Here is a 23326-nt window from a genome sequence, read left to right as displayed (position 1 = left end):
GGGACAGGCTGACAAAACTCATTCCAGCAAGGAACGCGCATGGAGCAGCTTTCGGAGTTTGACCGACCCTGGCGTCCCGAATCCTGGCTCGGGGTAACCGGCGCCTGGCGCCTGACCGGCGTGGGCCTGGTCCTGATCCTGATGGCCGGCATCACACTGCTGGTCTATCAGACTGGCGGCACCAGCACGGCCTATCTCAACTTCATCCTGATCCCGGTACTGCTGGGCGCCGCCCTGATGGGCCTGTGGGGCGGACTGGCCTTCGGCCTGCTCGCCGGGCTTCTGCTGGGGCCTCTCATGCCCCTGAACGTGGACGAAGGTATTGCACAGCCGACCCTCAACTGGGCAACGCGGGCAGGGATCTATCTGGTGCTGGGGGGGGTTCAGCGGCTGGCTGTTCTCCCAGCTGCGCCAGCACGCAGCGCGGCTGTTCGATCAGGCCTACCACAACCCCGTGACCGGCCTGCCCAATCGCGAGTCACTGGAACAGCATATCCGCCATTTGATGGCCCAGGCGGAGGGCTCGGAGCAGCCCGCGACCCGGGTATTCGTGATCAGCCTGCAAATGGACAATTATGCGGACACGATCAGCGCCCTGGGCTTCGCCGCGGAGAGACCCCTGCTGATGGGGATTGCCGAACGACTTCAGGCCGTCGCCGGGAGTCCGGACACGCTCGTCTACCATATCCACGACGACCACTTCGCCCTGCTGCTGCCCCACCGCAGCCGCCAGGAGTGCCTGGCCACCACACAGGAGGCCGTGGAAGAGTTGCAGGCGCCGTTCGAGGTGCTCGGGCTGCCGGTTTACGTCGGGGCCCACGCCGGGGTGTCCTCTTTTCCGTTCCACGAACAGGACGACCCGCAAAGCCTGCTGACCAAGGCCTGGATGGCGATGCACGAGGCCAGTCAGTCGGGCCGGCGCTACCGCACCTACGACCGACGCAGCAACGACGCCGGCCGCCAGACCGTGGAGCTTCTGGGCGAGCTGCAAAGCGCCCTGGAGGACGACCAGTTCCAGCTGTACTACCAGCCCAAGGTCACCCTGCGGCGTGACGAATTGTGCGGCTTCGAGGCCCTGTTACGCTGGCAGCACCCGCACCGAGGACAGGTACCGCCGGACCGGTTCATTGCACAAGCCGAACGCACCGGGCTCATCCACGCCCTGACGCTCAAGGTGCTGGACCTGGCGATCGCCGACCTCCTCGTGCTGCGCGAGCAAGGCATCCAGGCCCCGGTCAGTATCAATGTCTCGGCGCGCAACTTCCTCGATCCCGACTTTGCACAAACCATTATCGAGCGCATAGAAGCCGCCGGTCTCCCGCCCTGCGCGCTGGAAATCGAGTTCACCGAGACGGCCCTGATGGCCGATCCTGATCAAGTCATCGAGGCCCTGCGGCGTCTGACAGAGCGCGGGCTCGCACTCTCCATCGACGACTTCGGCACCGGATATTCCTCTCTTGCCTACCTGAGGCGACTCCCGGTGACGACCCTCAAGGTCGATCAAACCTTCGTCTCCCACATGGCCACTCAGAGGGTGGACGAGCAGATCACCCGCGCGGCCGTGGGCCTCGCACACGACCTTGGCCTGAAGGTGATTGCCGAAGGCGCGGAAGACAGCCAGACCCTCGCCATGCTGCGCGAACTGGGCTGCGACGCCGTCCAGGGCTTCGGGGTCGCCCGCCCCATGCCCTTCGGCGAGGCACTGCAATGGGCACGCCATCAGACGGTCGAGCCCTCGTTGCGGCGCGAGTGCGCACTGGAGCAGGACGATCCGTGATGATCTTGCGCCCGGCCGCCGACTGGGCTAAGATCCGCCGTCTTTTGCTAGACCCAATTTCCGGAGTCCCCGAGATGGCCCGAGTATGTCAGGTGACCGGCAAGCGCCCGGCGACTGGTAACAACGTATCCCACGCCCACCGCAAGACGCGGCGGCGTTTCCTGCCCAATCTGCACACCCACCGCTTCTGGGTGGAGAGCGAGAACCGCTTCGTGCGGCTGCGCGTGAGCAGCAAGGGCATGCGGATCATCGACAAGCTGGGCATCGATGCGGTGCTCGCGGACTGCCGCGCACGCGGCGAAAAGGTGTAAGGAGCTACCCATGGCAGCGAAGAGCGCACGCGACAAGATCCGCCTGGTGTCCTCCGCCGGCACCGGTCACTTCTACACCACGTCGAAGAACAAGCGGAACATGCCCGAAAAGATGGAGATCAAGAAGTTCGATCCCGTCATCCGCAAGCACGTGATGTACAAGGAAGCCAAGATCAAGTAATCCCTGCCCGGCGCGAGAGCGCCTGATGGCAGAGCTATAAGCCCGGCTTGGCCGGGCTTTTTTATTTCCTGTGGCCTCGAGTGGGCGCACCATCACGGGCACCACTCATTCGGAGCCTATCCTTCCCCGGCCGCTCCCTGCTGTGCCGCCGTCTCTGCCCAGCGCATCATCATGCGTCCCCACTGATGGGCGGTTGCCGGATCCAGTTCGATCTTGGTGTAACGGCCGCCATCGCGGATAATAACTCTCAGGAGAGGGACTCCCGAGTCGTGCAGGATCTGCCGCAACTCCACGACCTCACCAAACGGCGCATCAATCGACTCCATGATGTGTTCGCTCTCTCCCGGGCCGGCCACGCGCAGATCGGGCCGCCTCGTTCATCAACTGGCAAAGCGCAAGCATGCACCCTATTTTTGTCGGCCGGCAACCCATCTTCGATGCGCACGAGCACCTGGTCGGCTTCGAACTCCTGTTTCGCGCCGGCCACCGTAGCGAAGCGGCGGTGACCAATGGCGACGAGGCCACCTCGGACCTGCTGCGAAGCGCGTTCGTGGATATCGGCCTGACCCATCTGGTCGGTCCGCATCTGGCCTTCGTCAACCTGACGCGGTCCTTTCTCGACGACGACATCATTACCAGCCTGCCGCCCGAACAGGTGGTCCTGGAGATCCTCGAGGACATCGAGATCGATTCCGAGGTCGTCGCCGCGGTACAAAGGCTGAAGCAACGCGGTTTTCGCATCGCGCTGGATGACTACCAGTTTCAGGTCCACCACTCGCCGCTGGTGGCACTGGCAGACATCGTCAAGCTCGATGTGCTGGTTTTGTCCACCGAGGCACTGGCGCGCGAGGTCGAGACGCTGCGCGCATTCGGCGTAGAGCTGCTGGCAGAGAAGGTCGAAACCGCCGAGTGCTACCACCACTGCCAGCAACTGGGTTTTCGCTACTTCCAGGGCTACCACCTGTCACACCCGCACGTGATCGAAGGCCAGCGCCTGGAGAGCCTGGAAGTCGCGCTGTTGAAGCTGCTGAAGACACTGCAGGACCGCGATCCCGAACCGTCGGAACTGGAACGTCTCATTGGCGCTGAACCCGATCTGGCCGCCCAGATCCTGCGCATCGCCAACAGCCCCGCGTACCGCGCGGAACAGCCCACGGTCGATCTGGCTTCGGCGATCGAGCGTCTGGGACAGGGGCGAATCCGCCGCATCGGGATGCTGCTGGTGCTCAACAATGCGGCCGGACCCTCGGCCGCGGTCGAACAGGTCATGATCCGCGCCCGCATGGGGATGCTGCTCGCCCGGGCGTGCAACCTGACAGCCCCGGAGTGCGAGTGCCACTTCTCGCTGGGGATGCTCTCGGGATTGGACCGCGTACTGGGCATCCCGCTGCGTCGCATCCTGAACGAACTGCATCTGGTGCCAGAGACGGAACAGGCGCTGATCAAACACAAAGGCCCGCTCGCCCCCTGGCTGGAGACCATCGAGGCGTTCGAGGGACCGGCAAACCCGCCCCCCGCCGGCGAATCCCCGGTGGCGCCACAGGTTGCCAGCCGGCTCTACCTGGAATCGGTACGCTGGACCGAGGACATACTCGACGCGCTGTCCAGGACCTGACTGATGGCACCCCACCTGTACAACCGACTCGTCTCGCCCGGGACGACGCTCCTGGACGGCCTCCACGTGCGACTGGATGCCCCCGTGGGGATCCAGGCCAGGGCCGGCCGGATCGAGGTCGCCCCCGGCCTCGAGGCCCTGGCCCCGGATCTCTATATCGAGAGCTGGTGTGGAAACGGCCCAGCACGTTCCACGAACGCCACGCCCCTGCATCTGCTGGAGTTCGATGATGTTCTGTTCGCCGCCTGGCAGGGCCCGGACCGACCTTTGCGCGAACAAACCGAGCAGGCCTACCGTCAGCTCCTGAACGCCTGCAGGGAACGCGGCTTCGAGCACCCGGCACGCATCTGGAACTATTTTTCCGACATCCACGGTGACGAACAGGGCCAGGAACGCTACCAGGCCTTCTGTATCGGGCGCGCCGAGGCGCTGGGGGCGCTCGAAGTCCCGCTGGGCAGCATGCCTGCAGCCACCGCAATCGGCACCCGGCAACCGGGCCTGTTCGTCTACCTGCTTGCCACCCGTGCCCCGGCCCGTGCGATCGAAAATCCGCGCCAGGTCAGCGCCTACCACTACCCCGAACGCTACAGCCCGAGAAGCCCGGCCTTCGCGCGCGCCACGCTGCTGCTGACCGCGACCGGGCCCATGCTGATGGTCTCCGGCACGGCCAGTATCGTCGGTCACGAAAGCCGCCACCCGGACGATGTGGTGGCCCAGGCGCGCGAGACGGTAACCAACCTCCAGGCCCTGCACGACACGGCAGGGCGCGAACTCCCCGGCCCCGCGTGGTTGCGGGTCTACCTGCGGCGTCCCAAAGATCGCACCGCCGTTGCAGGGGTGATCGCGGACCACTACAAGGCAATGAAGCCGGGCCCCGTCATCCAGTGGGCCCGGGGCGACATCTGCCGGCCAGAACTCCTGCTGGAAATCGAGGGCGTTCATGCCTGAGCTCCCCGAGGTCGAGACCACCCGGCGGGGCCTGTCACCTCTTCTTGAAGGCCAGACCATCGAACGGCTCGAGGTACGCAATGGACGCCTGCGCTGGCCGGTGCCGGAGGAGCTGCCCGGGCGTCTGGCCGGGGCCCGCATCACGACATTGGCGCGACGAGCCAAATACCTGCTGCTGGACACCGACCGTGGCGGGGCACTATTGCATCTCGGTATGTCCGGCTCGCTGCGCCACTGCACGCCCGACGTCCCGCTGCGCACGCACGATCACCTGATCCTGCATCTGACGAATGGCTCGCAGGTGCGCTTTCACGATCCTCGCCGCTTCGGGTGCTGTCTGCCGCTGCCGGAGACCGGTGAGGTGCACCCTCTGCTGGCCGCCCTGGGGCCGGAACCACTCGATGCCACATTCAACGGCGACTACCTGTTCCACCGCAGCCGCGGGCGCCGGGGCCCGGTCAAGGCCTTCATCATGGATCAGGATATCGTGGTCGGGGTGGGCAACATCTATGCGACCGAGGCGCTCTTCCTGGCCGGGATCCGTCCGGGGCGGGCCGCCGGGCGCGTAACCCGGGCGGAATACGAACGACTGGCCGGATTCATCCGCACCGTGCTGGGCGCGGCGATCGAACAGGGCGGCACAACCCTGCGCGACTTCCTGCGCGAGGACGGGACACACGGGTATTTTCGCCAATCACTGCGGGTCTACGGGCGCGCCGGAGAGCCGTGCCTGGAGTGTGCGACACCGCTGCGCAACCGGCGCATCGGGCAGCGCGCCTCGGCCTACTGCCCGACCTGCCAACGGTAGCGAGCCGCGCACGCCCGGGAAACGCTAACTAGCCGCGCTGACGCGCGATCCGCAGCACATCCGGAAGACGCCGCAGGCCGCGCATGATCTGGGCCAGGTGCTGACGATCACTGACGGTCAACAGGAAGGTCATCGCGGTGGAGTGGCCATCCTGCTCGTTGAACGAGATGTGCTCGATATTCGAGCCGTGATCGGCGATCACGGCCGCCATGTCGGCCAACGCACCGCGCCGGTTGGCGGTGCGGGTGCGCACCGCCGCGGTGAATTGCAGTTCCGGCTCGTGCGACCACTCGAGCGCGATCGTCTTGTCCGCCCGGTCGCGGCTCTCGTGCAGCACGTTGCGGCAGCTCTCCCGGTGCACGACCAGCCCACGCCCCGCGCTCAACTGGCCGATAATCGGGTCACCCGGGATCGGGTGGCAGCAGCGGGCGTAGTTCAGCACCAGCCCCTCGGTACCCTTGACCGCCAGGGTAGTCTGAGTCGTGTTGTCGGCGTCCGCGCTCTCCTTGCCCACCATCTGGCGCGCGACCAGCGAGGCCATGCGGTTGCCCAGCCCGATATCCACCAGCAGGCTGTCCAGGTCCTGTAGCTGCATCGCGTCCAGCAGCTGATCCAGACGCGCCGGCGAGATCTGCTTGAGCGAGGCGTCCAGCGCGCTCAGGGCCTTCTCCAACAGGCGCTCGCCGAGGGCCCGGGCCTCGTCCGACTGCATCGACTTCAGGCAATGCCGGATACCAGAGCGGGCCTTTCCGGTGACGACGAAGGACAGCCAGGCAGGGTTGGGGCGCGCGCCAGGCGCGGTGACAATCTCGACCGTCTGTCCACTCTGAAGGCGTACCGAAAGCGGCGCCAGCTGGCGATCGATCTTCGCGGCCACGCAGCGGTTGCCGACATCGGAATGCACCGCATATGCGAAGTCGATCGGGGTCGCATCGCGCGGTAGAACCAGAATGTCGCCCCCGGGGGTGAAGGTGTAGACCTCGTCCGGGAACAGATCGACCTTCACGTTCTCCAGGAACTCAATGGAGTTGCCGACGCTGTTCTGGATCTCCAGCACATCCTTAAGCCACTCGCGGGCCCGGCTCTGCGCGGTTCGCGCGGACTCGCCCCCGGCCTTGTACTGCCAGTGCGCGGCGATCCCGCTCTCGGCCACGCGATCCATCTCGGTGGAGCGGATCTGCACCTCGATCGGGATGGCCTGCGGCCCGAACAGGATGGTATGCAGCGACTGGTAGCCGTTCGACTTGGGGATCGCGATGTAGTCCTTGAAGCGCCCCGGCACCGGCTTGTAGAGGTTGTGCACCACGCCCAGCGAGCGATAGCAGGTGTCGACATCGTCGACGATGATGCGGATGGCGAAAACGTCGAACACCTCCTCGAACGAGTGGTGCTTGTCGCGCATCTTGCGATAGATGCTGTACAGGCTCTTTTCGCGCCCGGAGATGCGCCCGACGATCCCCGCCGCCTCCATGCGCGAGCAGATGGCCTGCTCGATGTTCTTCATTGGCTCGCGCCGGTTGCCCCCGGCCCGCTGCACGGCGCGCTCCAGCACGGCGGCGCGCCAGGGATGCTTGGCGGAAAAGCCGAGCTGCTCCAGCTCGCGGCGGATCGCGTTCATCCCCAGGCGCTGGGCGATCGGCGCATAGATCTCCAGGGTTTCCTTGGCGATGCGGCGGCGCTTGTCCGGGCGCATCACGCCCAGGGTGCGCATATTGTGCAGGCGGTCGGCCAGCTTGATCAGGATCACCCGGATGTCGCGGGTGATCGCCAGCATCATCTTGCGGAAGTTCTCCGCCTGCGCCTCGGCCTTGGACTGGAACTGCAGGTGGGTCAGCTTGGAGACACCATCGACCAGCTCGGCCACCTCCTCGCCGAACTCGGCGTGGATGCGGTCCTTGCTGGTGGCGGTGTCCTCCATGACGTCATGGAGGATCGCGGCGCAGATGGCCTTGTGGTCCATCCGCATCTCGGCCATGGTCCGGGCCACGGCCAGCGGGTGGTAGATATACGGCTCGCCGGTCTTGCGGGTCTGGCCTTCGTGGGCCTCCGCGCCCAGCAGATAGGCGCGATAGACCTCCTCGACTTCGTCCGGCTCGAGATAGGACTCGAGCTCGGAACACAGATCGCTGATCAGGAATCGGGTCGAGTCACCGGGAACCGGCGATGCGGCCCCGGGCGCGGCTGGCTGCCCAGCGGCCATGAGTTATCGATCCCTAGCGTTCGTCGGCTTCCAGCTGCTCCAGATGGCGGATCGTGCTGAAGTCCAGCATCTGGTTCTGGGGCCGTTCATCGTGCTCGTCGAACACCTCGGTGCCGACCAGCCCCTCGGCGATCTCGCGCAGGGCGATGACCGTGGGCTTGTCGTTGTCCTCGGATACACGGGGCTCCTTGCCGTGTGCGATGTGACGGGCCCGGCGGGCCGCCATCAGCACCAGTTCGAAGCGATTGTCCACTTTTTCGAGGCAGTCCTCGACGGTGACGCGTGCCATGGGTACTCCGGTTATGAGTCGTTAATACTGCATGTTACGCCGTGCCCGGCGTGCTCGCCAACAGATTCCGTATCGTCGATGCGGAGCGTATCTCCTGCTCTACCGTGCGCAGACGGTTGGAACGGAAGATGCTGGCCAGATCACTGACCGCCCGCTCGAAATCCGAGTTGACGACCGTGTAGTCATATTCACGGAAATGCGTGCAATCAGACTCCGCGTCGCGCAGGCGCCGCTGGATAACCTCTTCGCTGTCCTGCCCGCGTCCGCGCAGGCGGCGTTCCAGCTCGTCGCGCGACGGCGGCAGAATGAAGATCGAATGCGCATCCGGCACCGCCGCACGCACCTGACGCGCACCCTGCCAGTCGATCTCCAGGATCACGTCCATGCCGGCATCCAGGCGCTCTTCGACGCTGGCGCGTGCGGTGCCATAGAAGTTGTCGAACACCTTCGCGTGTTCCAGCAGCTGGCCGTCCTCGATCATGCCGAGGAATTCCTCGGCCGAGACGAAGTGATAGTGCTCGCCGTCAACCTCGCCAGCGCGCGGCTTGCGCGTCGTATGCGAGACCGAGACCTCGACCTGCTCCACCCGCTCCAGCAAAGCGGCGACCAGGCTGGTCTTGCCTGCGCCCGATGGCGCGGAAACGATGTAGAGGGTGCCGCGAACGGCCTGGGAAGTGGCGGTCATGAACGCGTCCGCAGGAGCAGAACAGGAATGGAATCATTGGCTGGCTGCCGGCCAGATACGACCCGGCACACCAGGGAAATAGAGTTGGTCGGAGTGAAAGGATTCGAACCTTCGACCCCTGCCTCCCGAAGGCAGTGCTCTACCAAGCTGAGCTACACTCCGAACCGAGCCCGCTATTATGCCGAGCCACTCCGGGCGTGTCCATGCCCTCGGCCAACGGAATACGTGATCCGGGCAACGCCCGATGCGCTTGCGCGGCCGCGAGTGCACCGACCCGCGGCCGCGCCCGGTCAGTGATCGCGGCCTACCGCGAAGCGCGCGAGGTCGATCAGGGCCTGGCGGTGTGGCGACTCGGGGAGCACGGACACCGCGGCAATCGCTGCCTCGGTCTCCGCGGCCGCGCGTTCGCGGGCGTAGTCCAGGGCCCCGGTGGCGTGGACAACCTCGAGTACCGCATCCACCTGTTCGCGCCCGCCGTCCTCGATCGCCTGGCGCACAATGGTCTGCTGCTCCGGCGTACCGACCCGGATCGCCTGAATCAGCGGCAGCGTCGGCTTGCCCTCGGCCAGGTCATCGCCCATGCGCTTGCCGGTCACGGCATCGTCGGAGGAGTAGTCGAGCACGTCGTCGATCAGCTGGAAGGCGGTACCCAGATGCATACCATAGCGGGCGAGCGACTCTTCCTCGGCCCGCGGACGCTCGCCCAGGATGGCGCCCAGCTGGCAGGCGGCCTCGAACAGCTTGGCCGTCTTTGACTGGATCACGTTCATGTAGCGCGCCTCGTCGACATCGGCATCGTGGCAGTTCATCAACTGCATCACCTCGCCCTCGGCGATCACGTTGGTCGCGTGGGCCAGGATCTCCATCACCCGCATCGAACCGACCTCGACCATCATTTCGAACGCGCGCGAGTAGAGAAAATCGCCGACCAGCACCGCGGCCTCGTTGCCAAAGATGTGGTTCGCAGTCTCGTTGCCCCGGCGCATCTCGGAGGCATCGACCACGTCGTCATGCAGCAGGGTCGCGGTGTGGATAAATTCCACCACTGCGGCCAGCACCACCGGCTCCTCGCCCTCGACCGCGCAGGCGCGCGCCGACAGGGTCGCCAGCAGGGGCCGCAGGCGCTTGCCCCCGGAGTGGATAATGTAGTGACCCAGCTGGTTGATCAGCACCACCGGCGAACTGAGCCGGTCACGGATGCACTGGTCGACCGCCTGCATGTCGTCTGCAGCCAGCTCTCGGATTGCGTTGATGGACATGCGGGTAGGCGCGCCAGTAGGAGGAAGTTGGTAGGCGCTGGCATGCTAGGAAGGCCCCGGTGGGGTGTCAAGCGCGCACCGCCGAATGGCATTGACCCGAACGCGACTCGCTGCTAGCATTTCCGCCCTTTCGCGAGACCGGTCTTCAGTTCCAGACTTTACGGGCCGGTCCACACAGGTATCGCAACGGAGTCCCAGGGAAATGTACGCGATCATCGCAACAGGTGGTAAACAGTACCGCGTCGCCGAAGGTGACGTGATCCGCATCGAAAAGCTTGAGGCCGAAGCCGGCTCCGAGGTCGAGTTCGACCAGGTGCTGATGGTCGGTTCGGGCGACGATGTTCGCGTCGGGGCCCCGCTGGTCGACGGCGGCAAGGTGACCGCGAAGGTCGAGGACCATGGCCGTGCCAAGAAGGTCCACATCATGAAATTCCGGCGCCGCAAGCATTCGCAGAAGCAGATGGGGCACCGCCAGCACTACACCACCGTGCGCATCACCGGCATCGCCGGCTGACGCGCCGGCGCACTTTTTCAGGAGAACGAATCCATGGCACATAAAAAGGCAGGCGGGAGTACCCGCAACGGGCGCGATTCCGAGAGCAAACGCCTGGGCGTAAAGCGCTTTGGCGGCCAGGTCGTGCGCGCCGGCAACATCCTCGTCCGTCAGCGCGGGACGCAGTATCATCCCGGCGAGAACGTGGGTTGTGGCAAGGACCACACGCTGTTCGCGAAGGTGGACGGCCAGGTCGTGTTCAAGGTCGGTGGGCCGAACAACCGGCGCTTTGTGAGCGTGCAGCCGCAGCAGTAAGCGGACACGCCACTGGTAGCGCCAAAAGCCCCGTTCCGCGGGGCTTTTTTATTGTGCGCATCAAGAACGGGAACCAGGAAGAAGCGGCATGAAGTTCATCGACGAGGCAACCATTACCGTGAAGGCCGGCGACGGCGGGAACGGCTGCGTGAGCTTTCGCCGCGAGAAGTTCATCCCGTTTGGCGGGCCGGACGGCGGTGACGGGGGCGATGGCGGCTCTGTGTGGCTGGTCGGCGACGAGGGGCTCAACACCCTGGCCGACTTCCGCTACCAGCGCCGCTTCGACGCCCAGCGTGGCGAGAACGGCATGGGGCGCCAGCGCACCGGTGCCTCCGGCGCGGACCTGGAGATCCCGGTCCCGGTCGGCACCCAGGTCCGTGACGCCGATACCGACGAGGTCCTGGGCGATATCACCCGCGACGGCGAGCGCCTGCTGGTCGCCCAGGGCGGCTTTCACGGGCTCGGCAACACCCGCTACAAGTCCTCTACCAATCAGGCCCCGCGCCAGAGCAAGCCCGGCACGCCGGGCGAGCTGCGAAAGCTGGCGCTTGAGCTGATGGTACTGGCTGACGTGGGGCTCCTGGGCCTGCCGAATGCCGGCAAGTCCACCCTGCTCTCGCGCGCCTCGGCCGCACGCCCGAAGATCGCGGATTACCCGTTCACCACCCTGATCCCGCAGCTGGGCGTGGTGCGCATCGGACCGAACCAGAGTTTCGTGATGGCCGATATCCCCGGCCTGATCGAGGGCGCGGCAGAGGGCGCCGGGCTAGGCACCCGCTTTCTCAAGCACCTGGCGCGCACCCGTTTGCTCCTGCACGTGGTCGACGTGGCCCCGCCCGACCCCGAGGCCGATCCGGTCGCAGACATGCAGACCGCGCTGGGCGAGCTCGAACGCCACAGCGATGAACTGGCCGGCCGTCCGCGCTGGATCGTGCTGAACAAGAAGGAACTGCTGGACGCCGAGGCCCTCGAGACCCTGATCACGAGGGTGCGCGAGGTGGCGGGCGGCGAGCGCCCGGTGTTCACCATCTCCGCCGCCACCGGCGACGGGGTGGACGCGCTGATGCAGGCCGTCATGCGCCACATCGAAGCGGCCAACCAGGAGCCCGCCACGGCCCCCACGGCGACCGGCGAGGCCGGGGAGGATCACGCGTGAGCACCCGCGCCCTGCGCGAACTCCCGGCCATCCGCCGCGTGGTGGTCAAGATCGGCTCCGCGCTGATCACCGCCGATGGCGCGGGCCTGGATCGCCCGGCGCTGGAATCCTGGGCTCACCAGATCGCCGCGCTGCGGCGCAAGGGGCTGGAGGTCATCCTGGTCTCCAGTGGCGCCGTGGCCGAGGGCATGCGCCGGCTCGGGATGAGCGAGCGCCCGCACCAGCTGCATCGCCTGCAGGCCGCCGCGGCCGTGGGGCAGATGGGTCTGGTGCAGGCCTACGAGCGGGAGTTCGCAAGCCACGACCTGCACGCGGCACAGGTCCTGCTGACGCATGACGACCTCGCCGATCGCTCGCGCTACCTGAATGCCCGTTCGACCATGCAGGCCCTGCTGGAGATGGGGACCATCCCCGTGGTGAACGAGAACGACACGGTCGCCTACGAGGAGATTCGGCTGGGGGACAACGACACCCTGGCGGCCCTGGTCGCCAACCTCGTGGTCGCAGACCTGCTGCTGATCCTGACCGACCAGGACGGCCTGTTCGACCGTGATCCGCGCCAGCACGCCGACGCAGAGCTGATCCACGAGGGCCGCGCCACGGATACCGAACTGCACCGCTTCGTGGCTGCCGATTTCGGGCGCCTGGGGCGCGGCGGCATGGCCACCAAGCTCAAGGCCGCGGAGCGCGCCGCGCGCTCCGGCACGCATACCGTGATCGCCTCCGGGCGCGAGGCCCAGGTGATTGGCCGCGTGCTGAAGAACGAGCGCCTGGGCACCTGGCTAAAGCCCGACCGCGAGCCGCTGGCCGCGCGCAAGCGCTGGCTGGCCGACCAGCTGCATTCGCGCGGCGAACTCCTGCTGGATGCCGGCGCAGCACGCGTACTGCGCGAGTCGGGCCGCAGCCTGCTGCCGGTGGGCGTGGTGGGCCTGCGCGGCGACTTTCGCCGCGGCGAGGTCGTGACCTGCGTCGACCCGGACGGCCGCCCGGTCGCGCGCGGGCTGACCAACTACGCCTCCAGCGAGGTGGAACGCATCCGCGGCCTGCGCGCGGACCATGTCGAGGCGGAGCTTGGCTACCTCCTGGAACCCGAGCTCATTCACCGCGACAATCTCGTTCTCTTGTAGATGCATTGCCCCGGCGATCCCACCGCTCGACGAATGCGGTAAGGTGCCCGCATCCCGAATCACCGACCCGAGCCAAGGAGCCCGCATGTCGCGCGAAATCATCCAGACCGAAAATGCCCCGGCCGCGATCGGCCCCTACTCCCAGGCCGTGCGTGCCGGCGACACCCTGTACCTGTCCGGCCAGATCCCGCTGGACCCGGCCACGATGGAGCTGGTCGACGGCGGCATCGAAGACCAGATCCACCGCGTGTTCGACAACCTGAAGGCCGTGCTGGAGGCCGCCGGTGCGGATTTCTCCGACATCGCCAAGCTGAACATCTTCCTGATCGACCTGACCCACTTCCCGCTGGTCAACAAGATCATGAGCGAGGTCTTCGCCGAGCCGTACCCGGCCCGCGCCGCAATCGGCGTAGCCGCCCTGCCCAAGGGTGCGCAGGTGGAGATGGACGCCATCGCCTGGTGCCCGCGCGGCTGATCCGCGCGCGGCGACCGCGGTGGACCTGCAGGCACCGCTGACGGGGTTCAAGGGCGTCGGCCCCGCAGTGGCCGAGCGTCTGGCCCGCCTGGGCCTGGAACAGGCCCGCGACCTCCTCCTGCACCTGCCGCTGCGCTTCGAGGACCGTACCCGGCTGACCCCGATCCGCGCCCTGCGCCCGGGACTCCCCGCCCTGTTCGAGGGCCGGGTTACCCATGCCGAGGTCGTCCATCGCCGCCGACGCATGCTGGTGGTCACGCTGGAAGAGGACGGCGCGTCCATCCTGCTGCGATTCTTCCATTTCGGCAGTGGTCAGCAACGCCGCCTGAGCCCGGGCACGCGCATTCGCGCCTTTGGCGAGCCCCGCGGTATGCCCGGCGCAATGGAGTGCGTGCACCCGGAACTCCAGGTGGTGGGCACGAAACCGCCCGTGTTGGAGACCCACCTCACTCCGATCTATCCCACCACCGAGGGCATCTCGCAGAAGCTCCTGCGCCAGCTGGTAACCGAGGTCCTGCCGACGACCGGGCAGCTGCCCGACCTGCTCCCGGAGCTGAACCAGCGCCAGCTGCCCGGGCTGCACACGGCCCTGCAGCAGCTGCACCACCCGCCGGCGCGGGCCGAGGCCCTGGATGCACTGGACACCGCCGAGCAGCGCGGGCCCGCACGCACCCGCCTGGCCCTGGAGGAGTTGACCGCCCACCAGCTCGCCCGCATGGAACAAAGCCGCGCCCCGCAGGATACGCGCCGCGCGCCGGTCATCCGCCCCGAGGGCGCACTGTGGCGACAACTGCGCGACCAGCTCCCGTTCGAGCCCACCGGCGCACAGGACCGCGTGATCCACGAGGTGCGCGAGGACCTGGCCCGCCCGGCTCCGATGAACCGGCTGGTGCAAGGCGACGTCGGCTCCGGCAAGACCCTGGTCGCAGTCGCGGCCGCCCTGGCGGCGGTGGAGGCGGGCCATCAGGTGGCATTCATGGCCCCCACCGAGCTGCTCGCCCGTCAGCATGGGCGCAATCTCGCCATGTGGCTGGAACCGCTGGGCGTGTCGGTGGCGTGGCTGGGCGGACGCCAGGGCGCCAGCGAGCGGAGCCAGTTGCTTTCGGAACTGGCCAGTGGTCAGCGCCAGGTCGCGATCGGCACCCACGCCCTGTTCCAGGAGGAGGTCCGCTTCCAGCGCCTGGGGCTGGCGATCATTGACGAACAGCACCGCTTTGGCGTGCACCAGCGCATGGCCCTGCGCGACAAGGGCAACGGCCAGACGCCGCATCAACTGATCATGACCGCGACCCCGATCCCGCGCACCCTGGCCATGGCCCTGTACGCCGATCTGGACAGCTCGGTCATCGACGAGCGTCCACCGGGGCGCACACCCGTGCGCACCGCACTGATCAGCCACGAGCGCCGCGACGAGGTGATCGAGCGCATCCGCGCCGCCTGCGGCTCCGGCACCCAGGCCTACTGGGTATGCCCGCTGGTGGAGGAATCGGAACAACTGGAGGCAGAGTCCGCGGAGGCGACCGCCGAACGCCTGCGCGAAGCGCTGCCGGAGCTGAACATCGGGCTGGCCCATGGGCGCATGAAGGGGCCCGAGCGCGATACGGTGATGGAACGCTTCCGCGCCGGCGCGCTCGATCTGCTGGTCGCGACCACGGTGATCGAGGTCGGCGTGGATGTCCCCAACGCCAGCCTGATGATCATCGAGAACGCCGAACGCATGGGGCTGTCGCAGCTGCACCAGTTGCGTGGACGTGTCGGGCGCGGCAACACCGCCTCCGCCTGCGTGCTGCTCTACCGCCCGCCGCTGGGCGAGACCGCCCGCGAGCGCCTCGAGGCGATGCGCCGCACCGACGACGGCTTCGAGATCGCGGAGGTGGACCTCCGGTTGCGCGGCCCTGGCGAGCTGCTGGGCACACGCCAGACGGGCGACCGCAGCTTCCGCGTGGCCGACTGGTCACGCGATCAGGACCTGCTGGAGGAGGCCACGGAACTGGCCCTGCGCGTGCGCGAGGACCGGCCGCGTGCTGCGGCCCTGATCGAGCGCTGGCTGGGCAGCGCCACGCGCTATGCCACCGTCGGCTGAATCCGGGCCGCACGGAACGCCCGTCCCCGTCATCCATCAGACAAGAGAGCAAAGGAGTACTCAATGCCCGTTGAATCACTGTTATTGCTGCTGCTGGTCGGCGGCATCGCCGGCTGGCTCGCGGGTTTGCTGGTCCACGGCGCCGGCCAGGGCATCCTGCTGAACATCGTGATCGGGGTCATTGGGGCGGTGCTGGGTGGCTGGCTGTTCACCCAGCTGGGGGTACCGACGGCCGGCCTGATCGGGACCCTGGTGGCGGCCACCGTCGGGGCGATTCTGCTGCTGGCGCTGCTGCGTCTGATCGCACCACGCAAGTGGTAAACGAACCGCATGGAGGGAGACGCGATGATCCAGATCCTCGGCATTGTCCTGCTGGTCGGTGGCCTGATCGCGGCCATCGTCGGACTGCAGGACAGCTTCGGCCTGCGTGAACGGGCCGCCCGCCTGTTCTTCGGCCGCTTCACCCGGCGCACGCTTGCCCTGCTGATCGGGGGCGTCACCGCCGCGGTCGTGGGGCTTGCCCTACTGCTCTGACTCCCCCGCAGTCATCCCCCAGCGTATGACTTTTCCAATGCTCTCACCCCGAAAAAAGGTTGGCGCATATCGTCCAACCCGGTAGGGTCCGGACCGGGAGCAGGCGGTCACCCCGGGACGGGGGGCACGCCCTGCCCCGACCATAACAAGACCCCGGGGGACCGCATGACGCACTATTCCACGCGCCGACTGGCGCTCAGTGTGGCCGTCGCCGGCGCCGTGTTCGCCGCGCCGGCCACCCTGCTCGCAGCGGGGTTCTACATCCAGGAACAGGGTGTCACCGGCCTTGGCCGAGCCTATGCCGGCGAGGCCGCCGCCGCCAATGACGCCAGCACCATCTACTTCAACCCGGCCGGCATGACGCGTCTGCAAAGCGGCGAGTTTCAGGCCAACGTGCACCTGCTGATGCCGCGCACACGCATGAGCGACCGGGGCTCCTCGGCCACCGGCGCCTTCGGCGAACAGGCCACCGACGGTGGCAACGGCGGCAACCCGTACGAGCCGACCCCCGTCCCGAACCTCTACTGGGCCGAGCGCTATGGCGAGCGCCTGTGGCTGGGCGTGGGGCTGACCGCACCCTATGGCCTGGCCAACGACTACGACGACGACTTCTTCGGCCGCTACGACTCCACCGAGACCGACCTGAAGGTGATCAACCTGCACCCGTCGATGGCCTTCGAATTGAGCGAGCGCGTCTCCATCGGCGGCGGCCTGGACCTGCACTACGCGAACGCCACGCTGCGCAGCGCCATCCCCTCGCCCGCGGGACCGGATCCGGACACCGATGGCGAATTCAAGCTGGAGGGCGACAGCTGGGATGTCGGTTTCAACCTGGGCCTGCAGGCCGACCTGACCGACGCGACCCGGCTGGGCCTGCACTACCGCCACGGGGTCAGCCAGAACCTGCGTGGCACCGCAACGATCACGCCCCCGGCCGGGACCGGTGCGGATACCAACACCATGTCCGCGCAGGCCGAACTGAAACTGCCGGATATCGCGAGCGTCGCCCTGTCGCACGAGTTCGATGCCCGCTGGACCGGGCTTGTGCAGTACACCTGGTTTCGCTGGTCGAACTTCGACGAGATCGATGTTCGCGGCAGCGGTGGCGGTTCCATCCAGACCCTGGATCAGAACTATCGCGACAGCTATACGATCGCCCTGGGCGCAGAATATCAGGCCAACCCGCAGTGGACGCTGCGCGCCGGAATCCAGTACGACCGCACACCGACCCGCGACGGATTTCGCAGCACGCGCACACCGGATGGCGACCGCACCTGGTACACGGTCGGCGCCAGCTTCCGCGCCAGCGATCGCTTCAGTTTCGACTTCGGCTATGCCTATATCGACGTTGGCAGCGAGTCGATCGAGCTCGAATCGGAGTTTGCCAATGTCGGGGTAACCACCGAGACTCGCGGGCGCACGCGGGGCGATGTACACGTCCTGTCGGCCGGATTGCGCTACCGCTTCTGATGCCTGCCGGGGCGAGGGATCGCGCCCCGGCCCTTCACGGCTTCACCAGCTCCACCCCGCACGACTCCACCAGCGCGGCACGATCCGCCGCGGCCAGGTCCTCGCGGCCCGCGTTCGCGGGGCCCAGCTCCGCGTGCATGACCGCGGCGGGGTCATCGACGTGCCCGATCCCCAGCGCATGGCCGAGCTCGTGTGCCAGCGTCAGGCGCAGTTCGTCAAAGTCGCTCGCCTTGTAGACCGTGATGCTGCGACGGTTGCCCTGCTGCTGGTAGATCGCCATGTCGAAACCGCTGCCCGCAGCCGCTGTCCGGTTGAACTGATCGACCTGCTCATTGAAGGCGGCGATCTCGCGTTCCAGGTCGCGACCGGCCGCGTTCAGATCCGACCGGCGATCCTCCAGCCCGCGGCGGCGCTCTTCCAGTCGTTCGTGCTCCTCGCGCAGCTCTCGCGCTTCCCGTTCCAGACGCTCGCGGGCCTGCGCACTGCGCTCCCCGCGCCCCGCATTCCAGTCGGCGACCCGGCCTTCGTGCGCACGGCGGCGCTCGTCGAACCCGCGCACACCGCGTTCGTACAGCTCGACGTCGGCGTTCAGCGCCGAGCGATGGCGGTCCAGGCGCTCCCGGGCATCGTCGATATCCGCCTGTGCCTGATCCAGCTGCGCACGCGAGCGCTCCCGCGCCATGGCGCCGGCCTGACGTTCGTCGAACACCAGCCGCACGGCCATCCCTTCACCGTCGCGGGCGGTAAACAGCCGTTCTTCGGTATGGGTCTCCCACATCGCCACCGCGGCATCGAGTGCGCGGCGCACTTCGTCGGGCTCCAGCTCGAAGCGCGGGTCGATCTCGCCCAGATGCATCTCCACCGGAATCGCACAGCCGGGAGCGGCCGGATGCCCGCCGCCCGCCAGGAAATCGCGCGGATCCCCGTCCAGCAGCACGGCGCCGCCCAGCACCACGGCACCCGCACCGCCCAACACCCATAATGGTATGGCCATGCATCCCCTCCGAGACCCCCAACCGCAACATGCCACCGATCAGAGACATTCGCCAATTTGCTCCCCTGCAAGCGCCAAGGCACCATGAACCGCACACATTTCGCAGGGAGAGCCCCATCATGATGCCTCGTTCCAGCCTTTACAGCCTGCTGGCCGCCGTCCCGTTCGCGTTCCTGCCACTGGTGGCCCAGGCCGAAACACCGAATATCCAGCCGGGCGAGTGGGAGTACACGAACACCACCACCATGGACGGCGCGCACCAGATGCCGGAGCAGACCGAGACCTACACCGAGTGCGTGACCGAGGACGACCTCGCGCGCGGCGAGGAGATGATCGAGGCACCGGACGGCTGCAGCGTGGACAGCATGGACATGCGCGCGGACGGTGTGGACTACACCATGACCTGCACCGATCCCGACGGCACCAGCATGGACATGCAGGGCTCAATGCAGTTCATGGGGGATCGAGCGGAGGGCGAGATGAGCAGCGAGATCGACTCGCCGATGGGTCCCATGTCCGTGCGAATCTCGGTTGAAGGCCAGCGCATCGGCGACTGCTAGGGGGGGCGCCTGCTGACCGTATCTGACCGGCCCAGGCGATACCGGGCCGGCATTCTCAGCGCCTGACGGTCGCGCGCAATGCCAGGCGCACCAGCGTCTCTACCGAATCGGCCTGATCGCGCACGGCGGCGACCATCTTCTCCGCGCTGGCGCGCTGATAACCCAGCGACTCGAGCGCCGCCAGGGCCTCGCCGTCCATCGCGGCGGCCGGGGCATCGACCCCTGCGCCGGCGTCACCCGGCGTGGCCGCGAATCCCATCTCGGCCAGTCGCTCGCCGAGCTCCAGCACCACCCGTTCGGCCGTGCGCTTGCCGATCCCCGGGACCTTGGCCAGTCCGGTCACGTCACCGCCGCTGATCAGGCCGGCCAGTTCATCGCCCGCGTAGGTCGAGAGCATCGCCAGCGCGAGCTTGGCCCCGATCCCGTTGACCCGGATCAGACGCCGGAACAGATCGCGGTCGCGCTTGTGCATGAACCCGAATAGCTGGTGCGCATCCTCGCGTACCACGAGGTGCGTGGTCAGCACGACACTGCCGCCCGGCTCCGGCAGGGCCGCCAGCGTGGAGAGCGGAACCTCGACCTCGTAGCCCACGCCACCCGCATCAATCACCACGCCATTCACCTCGCGGCTGATCAGCGTCCCCTCCAGCCGGGCAATCATGGGCGCCCCCCGATCACGGCCGAGGCGGCCCCTGCCAGACGCGCCTGGTGCTGGGCGGTATGGGCATGGCACAGCGCGACGGCCAGGGCATCGGCGGCATCGCTGCTGGCCGGTTCGGTCAGACGTAACAGTTGCTGCATCATGTGCTGGACCTGCTCCTTGTCCGCGCTGCCCACGCCGACCACCGCCATCTTGATCGCACGCGGCGCATATTCATGTACCGGGAGCCCGGCCTGGGTCGCCGCGCAGATGGCGGCCCCCCGGGCGTGCCCCAGCTTGATCGCCGACTGCGCATTGCGCGCGACGAACACCGTTTCGATCGCCAGCACGTCGGGCTTGAGTTCGCTGATCACCTCAACGACACCGGCGAAGATCTCGCCCAGGCGCTCGGGAAACCCCTTGGATCTGGGCCGGATCACGCCATGGCCGCGGGAACGGCCCTGGCCTTTGGCATACTCGATCACCGCAAAGCCCGTAATCCGCGAGCCGGGATCGATACCAAGGATACGCATCGTTGTTTGTCCAGAGAGGCGCGGATTACGGCGCGCAGCAGCGCGGCATCACTGCCCCACGCCTTCCGGGAAATCGGCGTTGGTAAAGACGTTCTGCACGTCGTCCAGGTCGTCCAGCATCTCCAGGAGCTTCAGCACGGACTCGGCGGTCTCCGCATCCAGTGGCGACAGGGTCTCCGGGCGCCAGGTGACCTCGGAGCTCTCCGGCTCCAGTCCGCGGTCCAGCAGCGCCTGGCGCACGTCCTGATAGGCATCGGGCTCGGTAATCACCTCGATTGCGCCGTCGTCCTCGACCTGCACATCCTCGGCGCCGCCCTCCAGCGCGGCCTCCATGACCGTCTCGTCGTCCAGACCGGGCGCAAAGCGGACCACGCCCTTGTTCTGGAACAGATAGGCCACCGAGCCATCGGTCCCCAGGTTGCCACCCATCTTGGAGAAGGCGTGGCGGACCTCGGCCACTGTCCGGTTGCGATTGTCGGTCATGCAGTCGACCAGGATCGCCGCACCGCCCGGGCCATAACCCTCGTAGCGAATCTCCTCCATCGCGGCCCCGTCGGACTCACCGGCGCCGCGCTTGGCCGCGCGCTCGATGGTATCCCGCGTCATGTTGGCGCCAAGCGCCTTGTCGATCGCCAGGCGCAGGCGCGGATTGGTCTCGGGGTCGGACCCGCCCTGCCGGGCAGCGACGGTGATCTCGCGGATCAGCTTGGTAAAGAGTTTGCCGCGCTTGGCGTCCTGGGCGTTCTTGCGATGCTGGATGTTCGCCCACTTGCTGTGGCCTGCCATTCGGTCACGACTCCTTGGGTTGGGTTCGTTGGGCGCGGCCAGGCGACCGCGAGACCCGCACAGTCTAATCGACTGGGGCCGTCGGGTTCATGCCAGGATGCAAAGGGACGCTGGATGGAGCCGCGCAGGGCGTGCACGGGGAGCAGGAAAGGTCTGCCTTGCTAAGGACGTAGCAACGGCCCCTCGACGGCCTCGCGGGCCTCGCGCCCGGCCAGCTGCTCGATCAGCGTCAGGGCAAAGTCCATCGCCGCCCCCGGACCACGTCCGGTGATGATGCGCTCGTCGACTTCCACGAGCCCCCCGGTAGAGGGGATACCCGATTCGTCCAGTGCCCCGGTAAACGAGGTCACGCGGCGACCTTCCAGCACACCCGCCTGCGCCAGCGCCTTGGGCCCGGCGCAGATCGCGCCCAGCCAGCCGTCGCGCTCGGCCTGTGCCCGCAGCATTGCCTGCACCCGTGGATCGTCGCGCAGGTGATCGGCGCCCGGCAGCCCACCGGGCAGCACGATCAGGTCGAAGGCATCGTCCTGAACTGCTTCCAGCGTGGCGTCCGGCTGGATCACCGTCCCGCGGGAACAGCGCACGGGGCCCTGTTCGAGCCCCGCGACCGTGACCTCGAAGCGCGCGCGGCGCAACAAGTCGATGATGGTGACGGCCTCCAGCTCCTCGGCCCCGGCCGCCAGCGGCACCAGGACACGCGGTGTTTCCTGCGTCATGGCCACCTCCGATCAGCGCTGGCTGTAGATGTTCAGCCCCTTGAGCAGATTCAGGGCCTCGCTCAGGCCGTAGTCGCGCTCGGCCAGGCTCTCGCCATTGTCGTCATCATCCTCCGGCACGTCCTCGCCCTGCAGCTCCCGCTGCATGCGCACCTGGGCGTCGCGGCCATTGCCGTCATCGGCACGCGAGACCGTCAGATTCTCCAGCCGGATATCGGGCTCTACGCCGTCTTCCTCGATGTTGCGGCCGTCCGGCGTGAAATAACGCGCGGTGGTCAGCTTGATACCGGTGTTCTCGGTCAGCGGCAGGATCGTCTGCACCGAACCCTTGCCAAAGGTGTTCTGGCCCATGACCACCGCACGCTTGTGGTCCTGCAGGGCGCCGGCCACGATCTCGGAAGCCGAGGCCGAACCCCGGTTCACCAGTACCACCATCGGGGCACCGCCGAGCACATCACCCGGCGAGGCCTGGTAGCGGAACTGCGAGTCCTCCAGCCGGCCCTCGGTGTAGACAATCAGCCCTTCCTCCAGGAACGCATCGGACACACCGACCGCACCGTTCAGAATGCCGCCCGGGTTGTTGCGCAGGTCCAGCACCAGGCCGCGCAGATCACCCTCTTCCTTCAGCTCTTCGACGGCTCGCACGACGTCACGCGCGGTGCGCTGCTGGAAGTTGCTGATACGCAGGTAGCCATACCCGTCTTCGAGGATCTCGGATCGCACGCTCTGGACCTGGATACGGTCACGGGTCAGCGTGATCTCCTTCGGCTGGTCCTCGCCCTCGCGGACGATGGTCAGGGTAATGTCGGAGCCCTTCTCTCCACGCATCTTGGAGACGGCATCGGACAGCGTCATGCCCTGCACCGATTCACCGTCCAGGCGAATAATCAGGTCACCCGCCTGGATGCCGGCCTTGCTCGCCGGGGTGTCGTCGATCGGGGCAATGACCTTGACGAAGCCATCCTCCATGCCGACCTCGATCCCCAGACCACCGAACTCGCCGGAGGTCCCGACCTGCATGTCCTCGAAGTCCTGCTCGTCGAGATAGGCCGAATGCGGGTCCAGCCCGGAGAGCATCCCCTGGATGGCGTTATCCAGCAGCTCCTTGTCGTCCACCTCGGTGACGTAATTGCGCTTGATGCGCATATACACCTCGGTAAACCGCTGCAGGTCCTCCACCGGCAAGGCATTCTGTGCGCCATTCTCGCGATCGGCATACACCGCCACCGACACGCTGAGCATGACACCGACAACCAAACCCACCACCAGGGCGTACCCAGTGCGACAAGACTTCTTCATTACCGATCCTCTAGAAACGGAGGTATTTACCGGACCGATGGTAGCACCGGGAATCTGACCCATGCCTGAACG

26 protein-coding genes, 1 tRNA gene and 1 pseudogene are annotated in these 23326 nt (G+C 67.0%); 16 read left to right on the top strand and 12 right to left on the bottom strand.

Features of this window, described 5'->3' with window-relative positions:
- Nucleotides 1-39: 39 nt before the first annotated feature.
- The 3 genes and pseudogenes from G015_RS13615 to rpmG all read left to right on the top strand — a co-directional run bounded on the left by G015_RS13615 (nt 40) and on the right by rpmG (nt 2269).
- Nucleotides 40-1777, top strand: a pseudogene (locus tag G015_RS13615) (putative bifunctional diguanylate cyclase/phosphodiesterase).
- 74 nt (nt 1778-1851) lie between these two features.
- Nucleotides 1852-2088, top strand: a complete 237-nt coding sequence (rpmB, locus tag G015_RS0107085) for a 50S ribosomal protein L28 (protein ID WP_012983361.1) — start codon at nt 1852-1854, stop codon at nt 2086-2088.
- A gap of 10 nt (nt 2089-2098) precedes the next feature.
- Complete coding sequence (gene rpmG, locus G015_RS0107080; protein WP_012983362.1) at nt 2099-2269, top strand: 50S ribosomal protein L33; 171 nt, start codon at nt 2099-2101, stop codon at nt 2267-2269.
- Between the two features lie 116 nt (nt 2270-2385).
- Here the strand turns inward: rpmG and G015_RS0107075 are convergent, their stop codons facing one another.
- Complete coding sequence (locus G015_RS0107075; RefSeq protein ID WP_018138645.1) at nt 2386-2595, bottom strand: hypothetical protein; 210 nt, start codon at nt 2593-2595, stop codon at nt 2386-2388.
- A 74-nt stretch (nt 2596-2669) separates the two neighbouring features.
- Between G015_RS0107075 and G015_RS0107070 the strand changes: the two genes are divergently transcribed.
- From G015_RS0107070 to mutM, 3 genes are read left to right on the top strand one after another with little or no spacing between them, the layout of a single operon-like run.
- Nucleotides 2670-3884 carry an EAL and HDOD domain-containing protein gene (locus G015_RS0107070; RefSeq protein ID WP_020146367.1) on the top strand — a complete coding sequence of 405 codons (1215 nt, stop codon included), beginning with the start codon at nt 2670-2672 and terminating at the stop codon, nt 3882-3884.
- A 3-nt stretch (nt 3885-3887) separates the two neighbouring features.
- Complete coding sequence (locus G015_RS0107065) at nt 3888-4832, top strand: hypothetical protein (protein ID WP_020146366.1); 945 nt, start codon at nt 3888-3890, stop codon at nt 4830-4832.
- The gene (gene mutM, locus G015_RS0107060) at nt 4825-5640 is read left to right on the top strand and encodes a bifunctional DNA-formamidopyrimidine glycosylase/DNA-(apurinic or apyrimidinic site) lyase (protein WP_018138642.1); all 816 of its coding nucleotides are present in this window, start codon (nt 4825-4827) and stop codon (nt 5638-5640) included. The genes G015_RS0107065 and mutM overlap by 8 nt, the downstream gene beginning before the upstream one ends.
- 28 nt (nt 5641-5668) lie before the next feature.
- On the opposite strand, the gene spoT is transcribed toward mutM, so the two are convergent.
- The 5 genes from spoT to ispB form a co-directional block, all read right to left on the bottom strand.
- On the bottom strand, nt 5669-7840 hold the full coding sequence (gene spoT / locus G015_RS0107055) for a bifunctional GTP diphosphokinase/guanosine-3',5'-bis pyrophosphate 3'-pyrophosphohydrolase (RefSeq protein WP_018138641.1): 2172 nt from the start codon (nt 7838-7840) through the stop codon (nt 5669-5671).
- Nucleotides 7841-7853: 13 nt separating this feature from the next.
- Nucleotides 7854-8129 carry a DNA-directed RNA polymerase subunit omega gene (gene rpoZ / locus G015_RS0107050; protein ID WP_017925738.1) on the bottom strand — a complete coding sequence of 92 codons (276 nt, stop codon included), beginning with the start codon at nt 8127-8129 and terminating at the stop codon, nt 7854-7856.
- Between the two features lie 34 nt (nt 8130-8163).
- Nucleotides 8164-8814, bottom strand: a complete 651-nt coding sequence (gmk, locus tag G015_RS0107045) for a guanylate kinase (protein WP_018138640.1) — start codon at nt 8812-8814, stop codon at nt 8164-8166.
- Nucleotides 8815-8899: 85 nt separating this feature from the next.
- Nucleotides 8900-8976: transfer RNA gene (locus tag G015_RS0107040), tRNA-Pro, on the bottom strand.
- Nucleotides 8977-9104: 128 nt separating this feature from the next.
- On the bottom strand, nt 9105-10073 hold the full coding sequence (ispB, locus tag G015_RS0107035) for an octaprenyl diphosphate synthase (protein ID WP_018175413.1): 969 nt from the start codon (nt 10071-10073) through the stop codon (nt 9105-9107).
- Between the two features lie 202 nt (nt 10074-10275).
- Between ispB and rplU the strand changes: the two genes are divergently transcribed.
- From rplU to G015_RS0106990, 9 genes are all read left to right on the top strand, one after another.
- Nucleotides 10276-10587 carry a 50S ribosomal protein L21 gene (gene rplU, locus G015_RS0107030; RefSeq protein WP_012983371.1) on the top strand — a complete coding sequence of 104 codons (312 nt, stop codon included), beginning with the start codon at nt 10276-10278 and terminating at the stop codon, nt 10585-10587.
- Between the two features lie 33 nt (nt 10588-10620).
- The gene (rpmA, locus tag G015_RS0107025; RefSeq protein ID WP_012983372.1) at nt 10621-10881 is read left to right on the top strand and encodes a 50S ribosomal protein L27; all 261 of its coding nucleotides are present in this window, start codon (nt 10621-10623) and stop codon (nt 10879-10881) included.
- An 88-nt stretch (nt 10882-10969) separates the two neighbouring features.
- Nucleotides 10970-12037: an Obg family GTPase CgtA gene (gene cgtA, locus G015_RS0107020; RefSeq protein WP_020146365.1), complete on the top strand. Its 1068-nt coding sequence runs from the start codon at nt 10970-10972 to the stop codon at nt 12035-12037.
- Nucleotides 12034-13164 (top strand): glutamate 5-kinase, encoded by a 1131-nt coding sequence (gene proB / locus G015_RS0107015; RefSeq protein WP_018138637.1) that lies wholly within the window; start codon nt 12034-12036, stop codon nt 13162-13164. The genes cgtA and proB overlap by 4 nt, the downstream gene beginning before the upstream one ends.
- Before the next feature lie 85 nt (nt 13165-13249).
- Entirely contained in the window at nt 13250-13639 is a 390-nt protein-coding gene (locus G015_RS0107010; RefSeq protein WP_019592461.1) for a RidA family protein, read from the top strand.
- Entirely contained in the window at nt 13593-15722 is a 2130-nt protein-coding gene (gene recG / locus G015_RS0107005) for an ATP-dependent DNA helicase RecG (protein ID WP_081601204.1), read from the top strand. Before G015_RS0107010 ends, recG begins: the two co-directional genes overlap by 47 nt.
- Nucleotides 15723-15785: 63 nt before the next feature.
- Nucleotides 15786-16043, top strand: a complete 258-nt coding sequence (locus G015_RS0107000) for a GlsB/YeaQ/YmgE family stress response membrane protein (RefSeq protein ID WP_018138634.1) — start codon at nt 15786-15788, stop codon at nt 16041-16043.
- A 24-nt stretch (nt 16044-16067) separates the two neighbouring features.
- Nucleotides 16068-16256, top strand: a complete 189-nt coding sequence (locus G015_RS0106995) for a DUF3185 family protein (RefSeq protein ID WP_026296451.1) — start codon at nt 16068-16070, stop codon at nt 16254-16256.
- A gap of 165 nt (nt 16257-16421) precedes the next feature.
- Nucleotides 16422-17726 carry an OmpP1/FadL family transporter gene (locus G015_RS0106990; RefSeq protein WP_020146364.1) on the top strand — a complete coding sequence of 435 codons (1305 nt, stop codon included), beginning with the start codon at nt 16422-16424 and terminating at the stop codon, nt 17724-17726.
- Nucleotides 17727-17760: 34 nt separating this feature from the next.
- On the opposite strand, the gene G015_RS0106985 is transcribed toward G015_RS0106990, so the two are convergent.
- Nucleotides 17761-18720: a matrixin family metalloprotease gene (locus G015_RS0106985; RefSeq protein ID WP_038050099.1), complete on the bottom strand. Its 960-nt coding sequence runs from the start codon at nt 18718-18720 to the stop codon at nt 17761-17763.
- Nucleotides 18721-18839: 119 nt separating this feature from the next.
- Here G015_RS0106985 and G015_RS0106980 point away from each other — a divergent pair, with 119 nt between their 5' ends.
- Nucleotides 18840-19280 carry a DUF3617 family protein gene (locus tag G015_RS0106980; protein ID WP_018649268.1) on the top strand — a complete coding sequence of 147 codons (441 nt, stop codon included), beginning with the start codon at nt 18840-18842 and terminating at the stop codon, nt 19278-19280.
- Between the two features lie 55 nt (nt 19281-19335).
- Here G015_RS0106980 and ruvA read toward each other — a convergent pair whose 3' ends face one another.
- The 5 genes from ruvA to G015_RS0106955 all read right to left on the bottom strand — a co-directional run bounded on the left by ruvA (nt 19336) and on the right by G015_RS0106955 (nt 23254).
- Nucleotides 19336-19941, bottom strand: a complete 606-nt coding sequence (gene ruvA / locus G015_RS0106975; RefSeq protein ID WP_020146363.1) for a Holliday junction branch migration protein RuvA — start codon at nt 19939-19941, stop codon at nt 19336-19338.
- Nucleotides 19938-20453, bottom strand: coding sequence for a crossover junction endodeoxyribonuclease RuvC (ruvC, locus tag G015_RS0106970; RefSeq protein ID WP_018138628.1), 516 nt, complete (start codon nt 20451-20453; stop codon nt 19938-19940). Before ruvC ends, ruvA begins: the two co-directional genes overlap by 4 nt.
- A 48-nt stretch (nt 20454-20501) precedes the next feature.
- Complete coding sequence (locus G015_RS0106965) at nt 20502-21239, bottom strand: YebC/PmpR family DNA-binding transcriptional regulator (RefSeq protein WP_018138627.1); 738 nt, start codon at nt 21237-21239, stop codon at nt 20502-20504.
- A gap of 161 nt (nt 21240-21400) precedes the next feature.
- Nucleotides 21401-21955: a DJ-1 family glyoxalase III gene (locus G015_RS0106960; RefSeq protein WP_018138626.1), complete on the bottom strand. Its 555-nt coding sequence runs from the start codon at nt 21953-21955 to the stop codon at nt 21401-21403.
- Nucleotides 21956-21967: 12 nt separating this feature from the next.
- Nucleotides 21968-23254: a S41 family peptidase gene (locus tag G015_RS0106955; RefSeq protein WP_018138625.1), complete on the bottom strand. Its 1287-nt coding sequence runs from the start codon at nt 23252-23254 to the stop codon at nt 21968-21970.
- Between the last annotated feature and the right edge of the window lie 72 nt (nt 23255-23326).

Source organism: Thioalkalivibrio sp. ALJ15 (genome assembly GCF_000383695.1).
Taxonomy (GTDB): Bacteria; Pseudomonadota; Gammaproteobacteria; order Ectothiorhodospirales; family Ectothiorhodospiraceae; genus Thioalkalivibrio.
The sequence above is the reverse complement of the archived record's forward strand: the minus strand, read 5'-3'. Positions and strand labels throughout refer to the sequence as shown.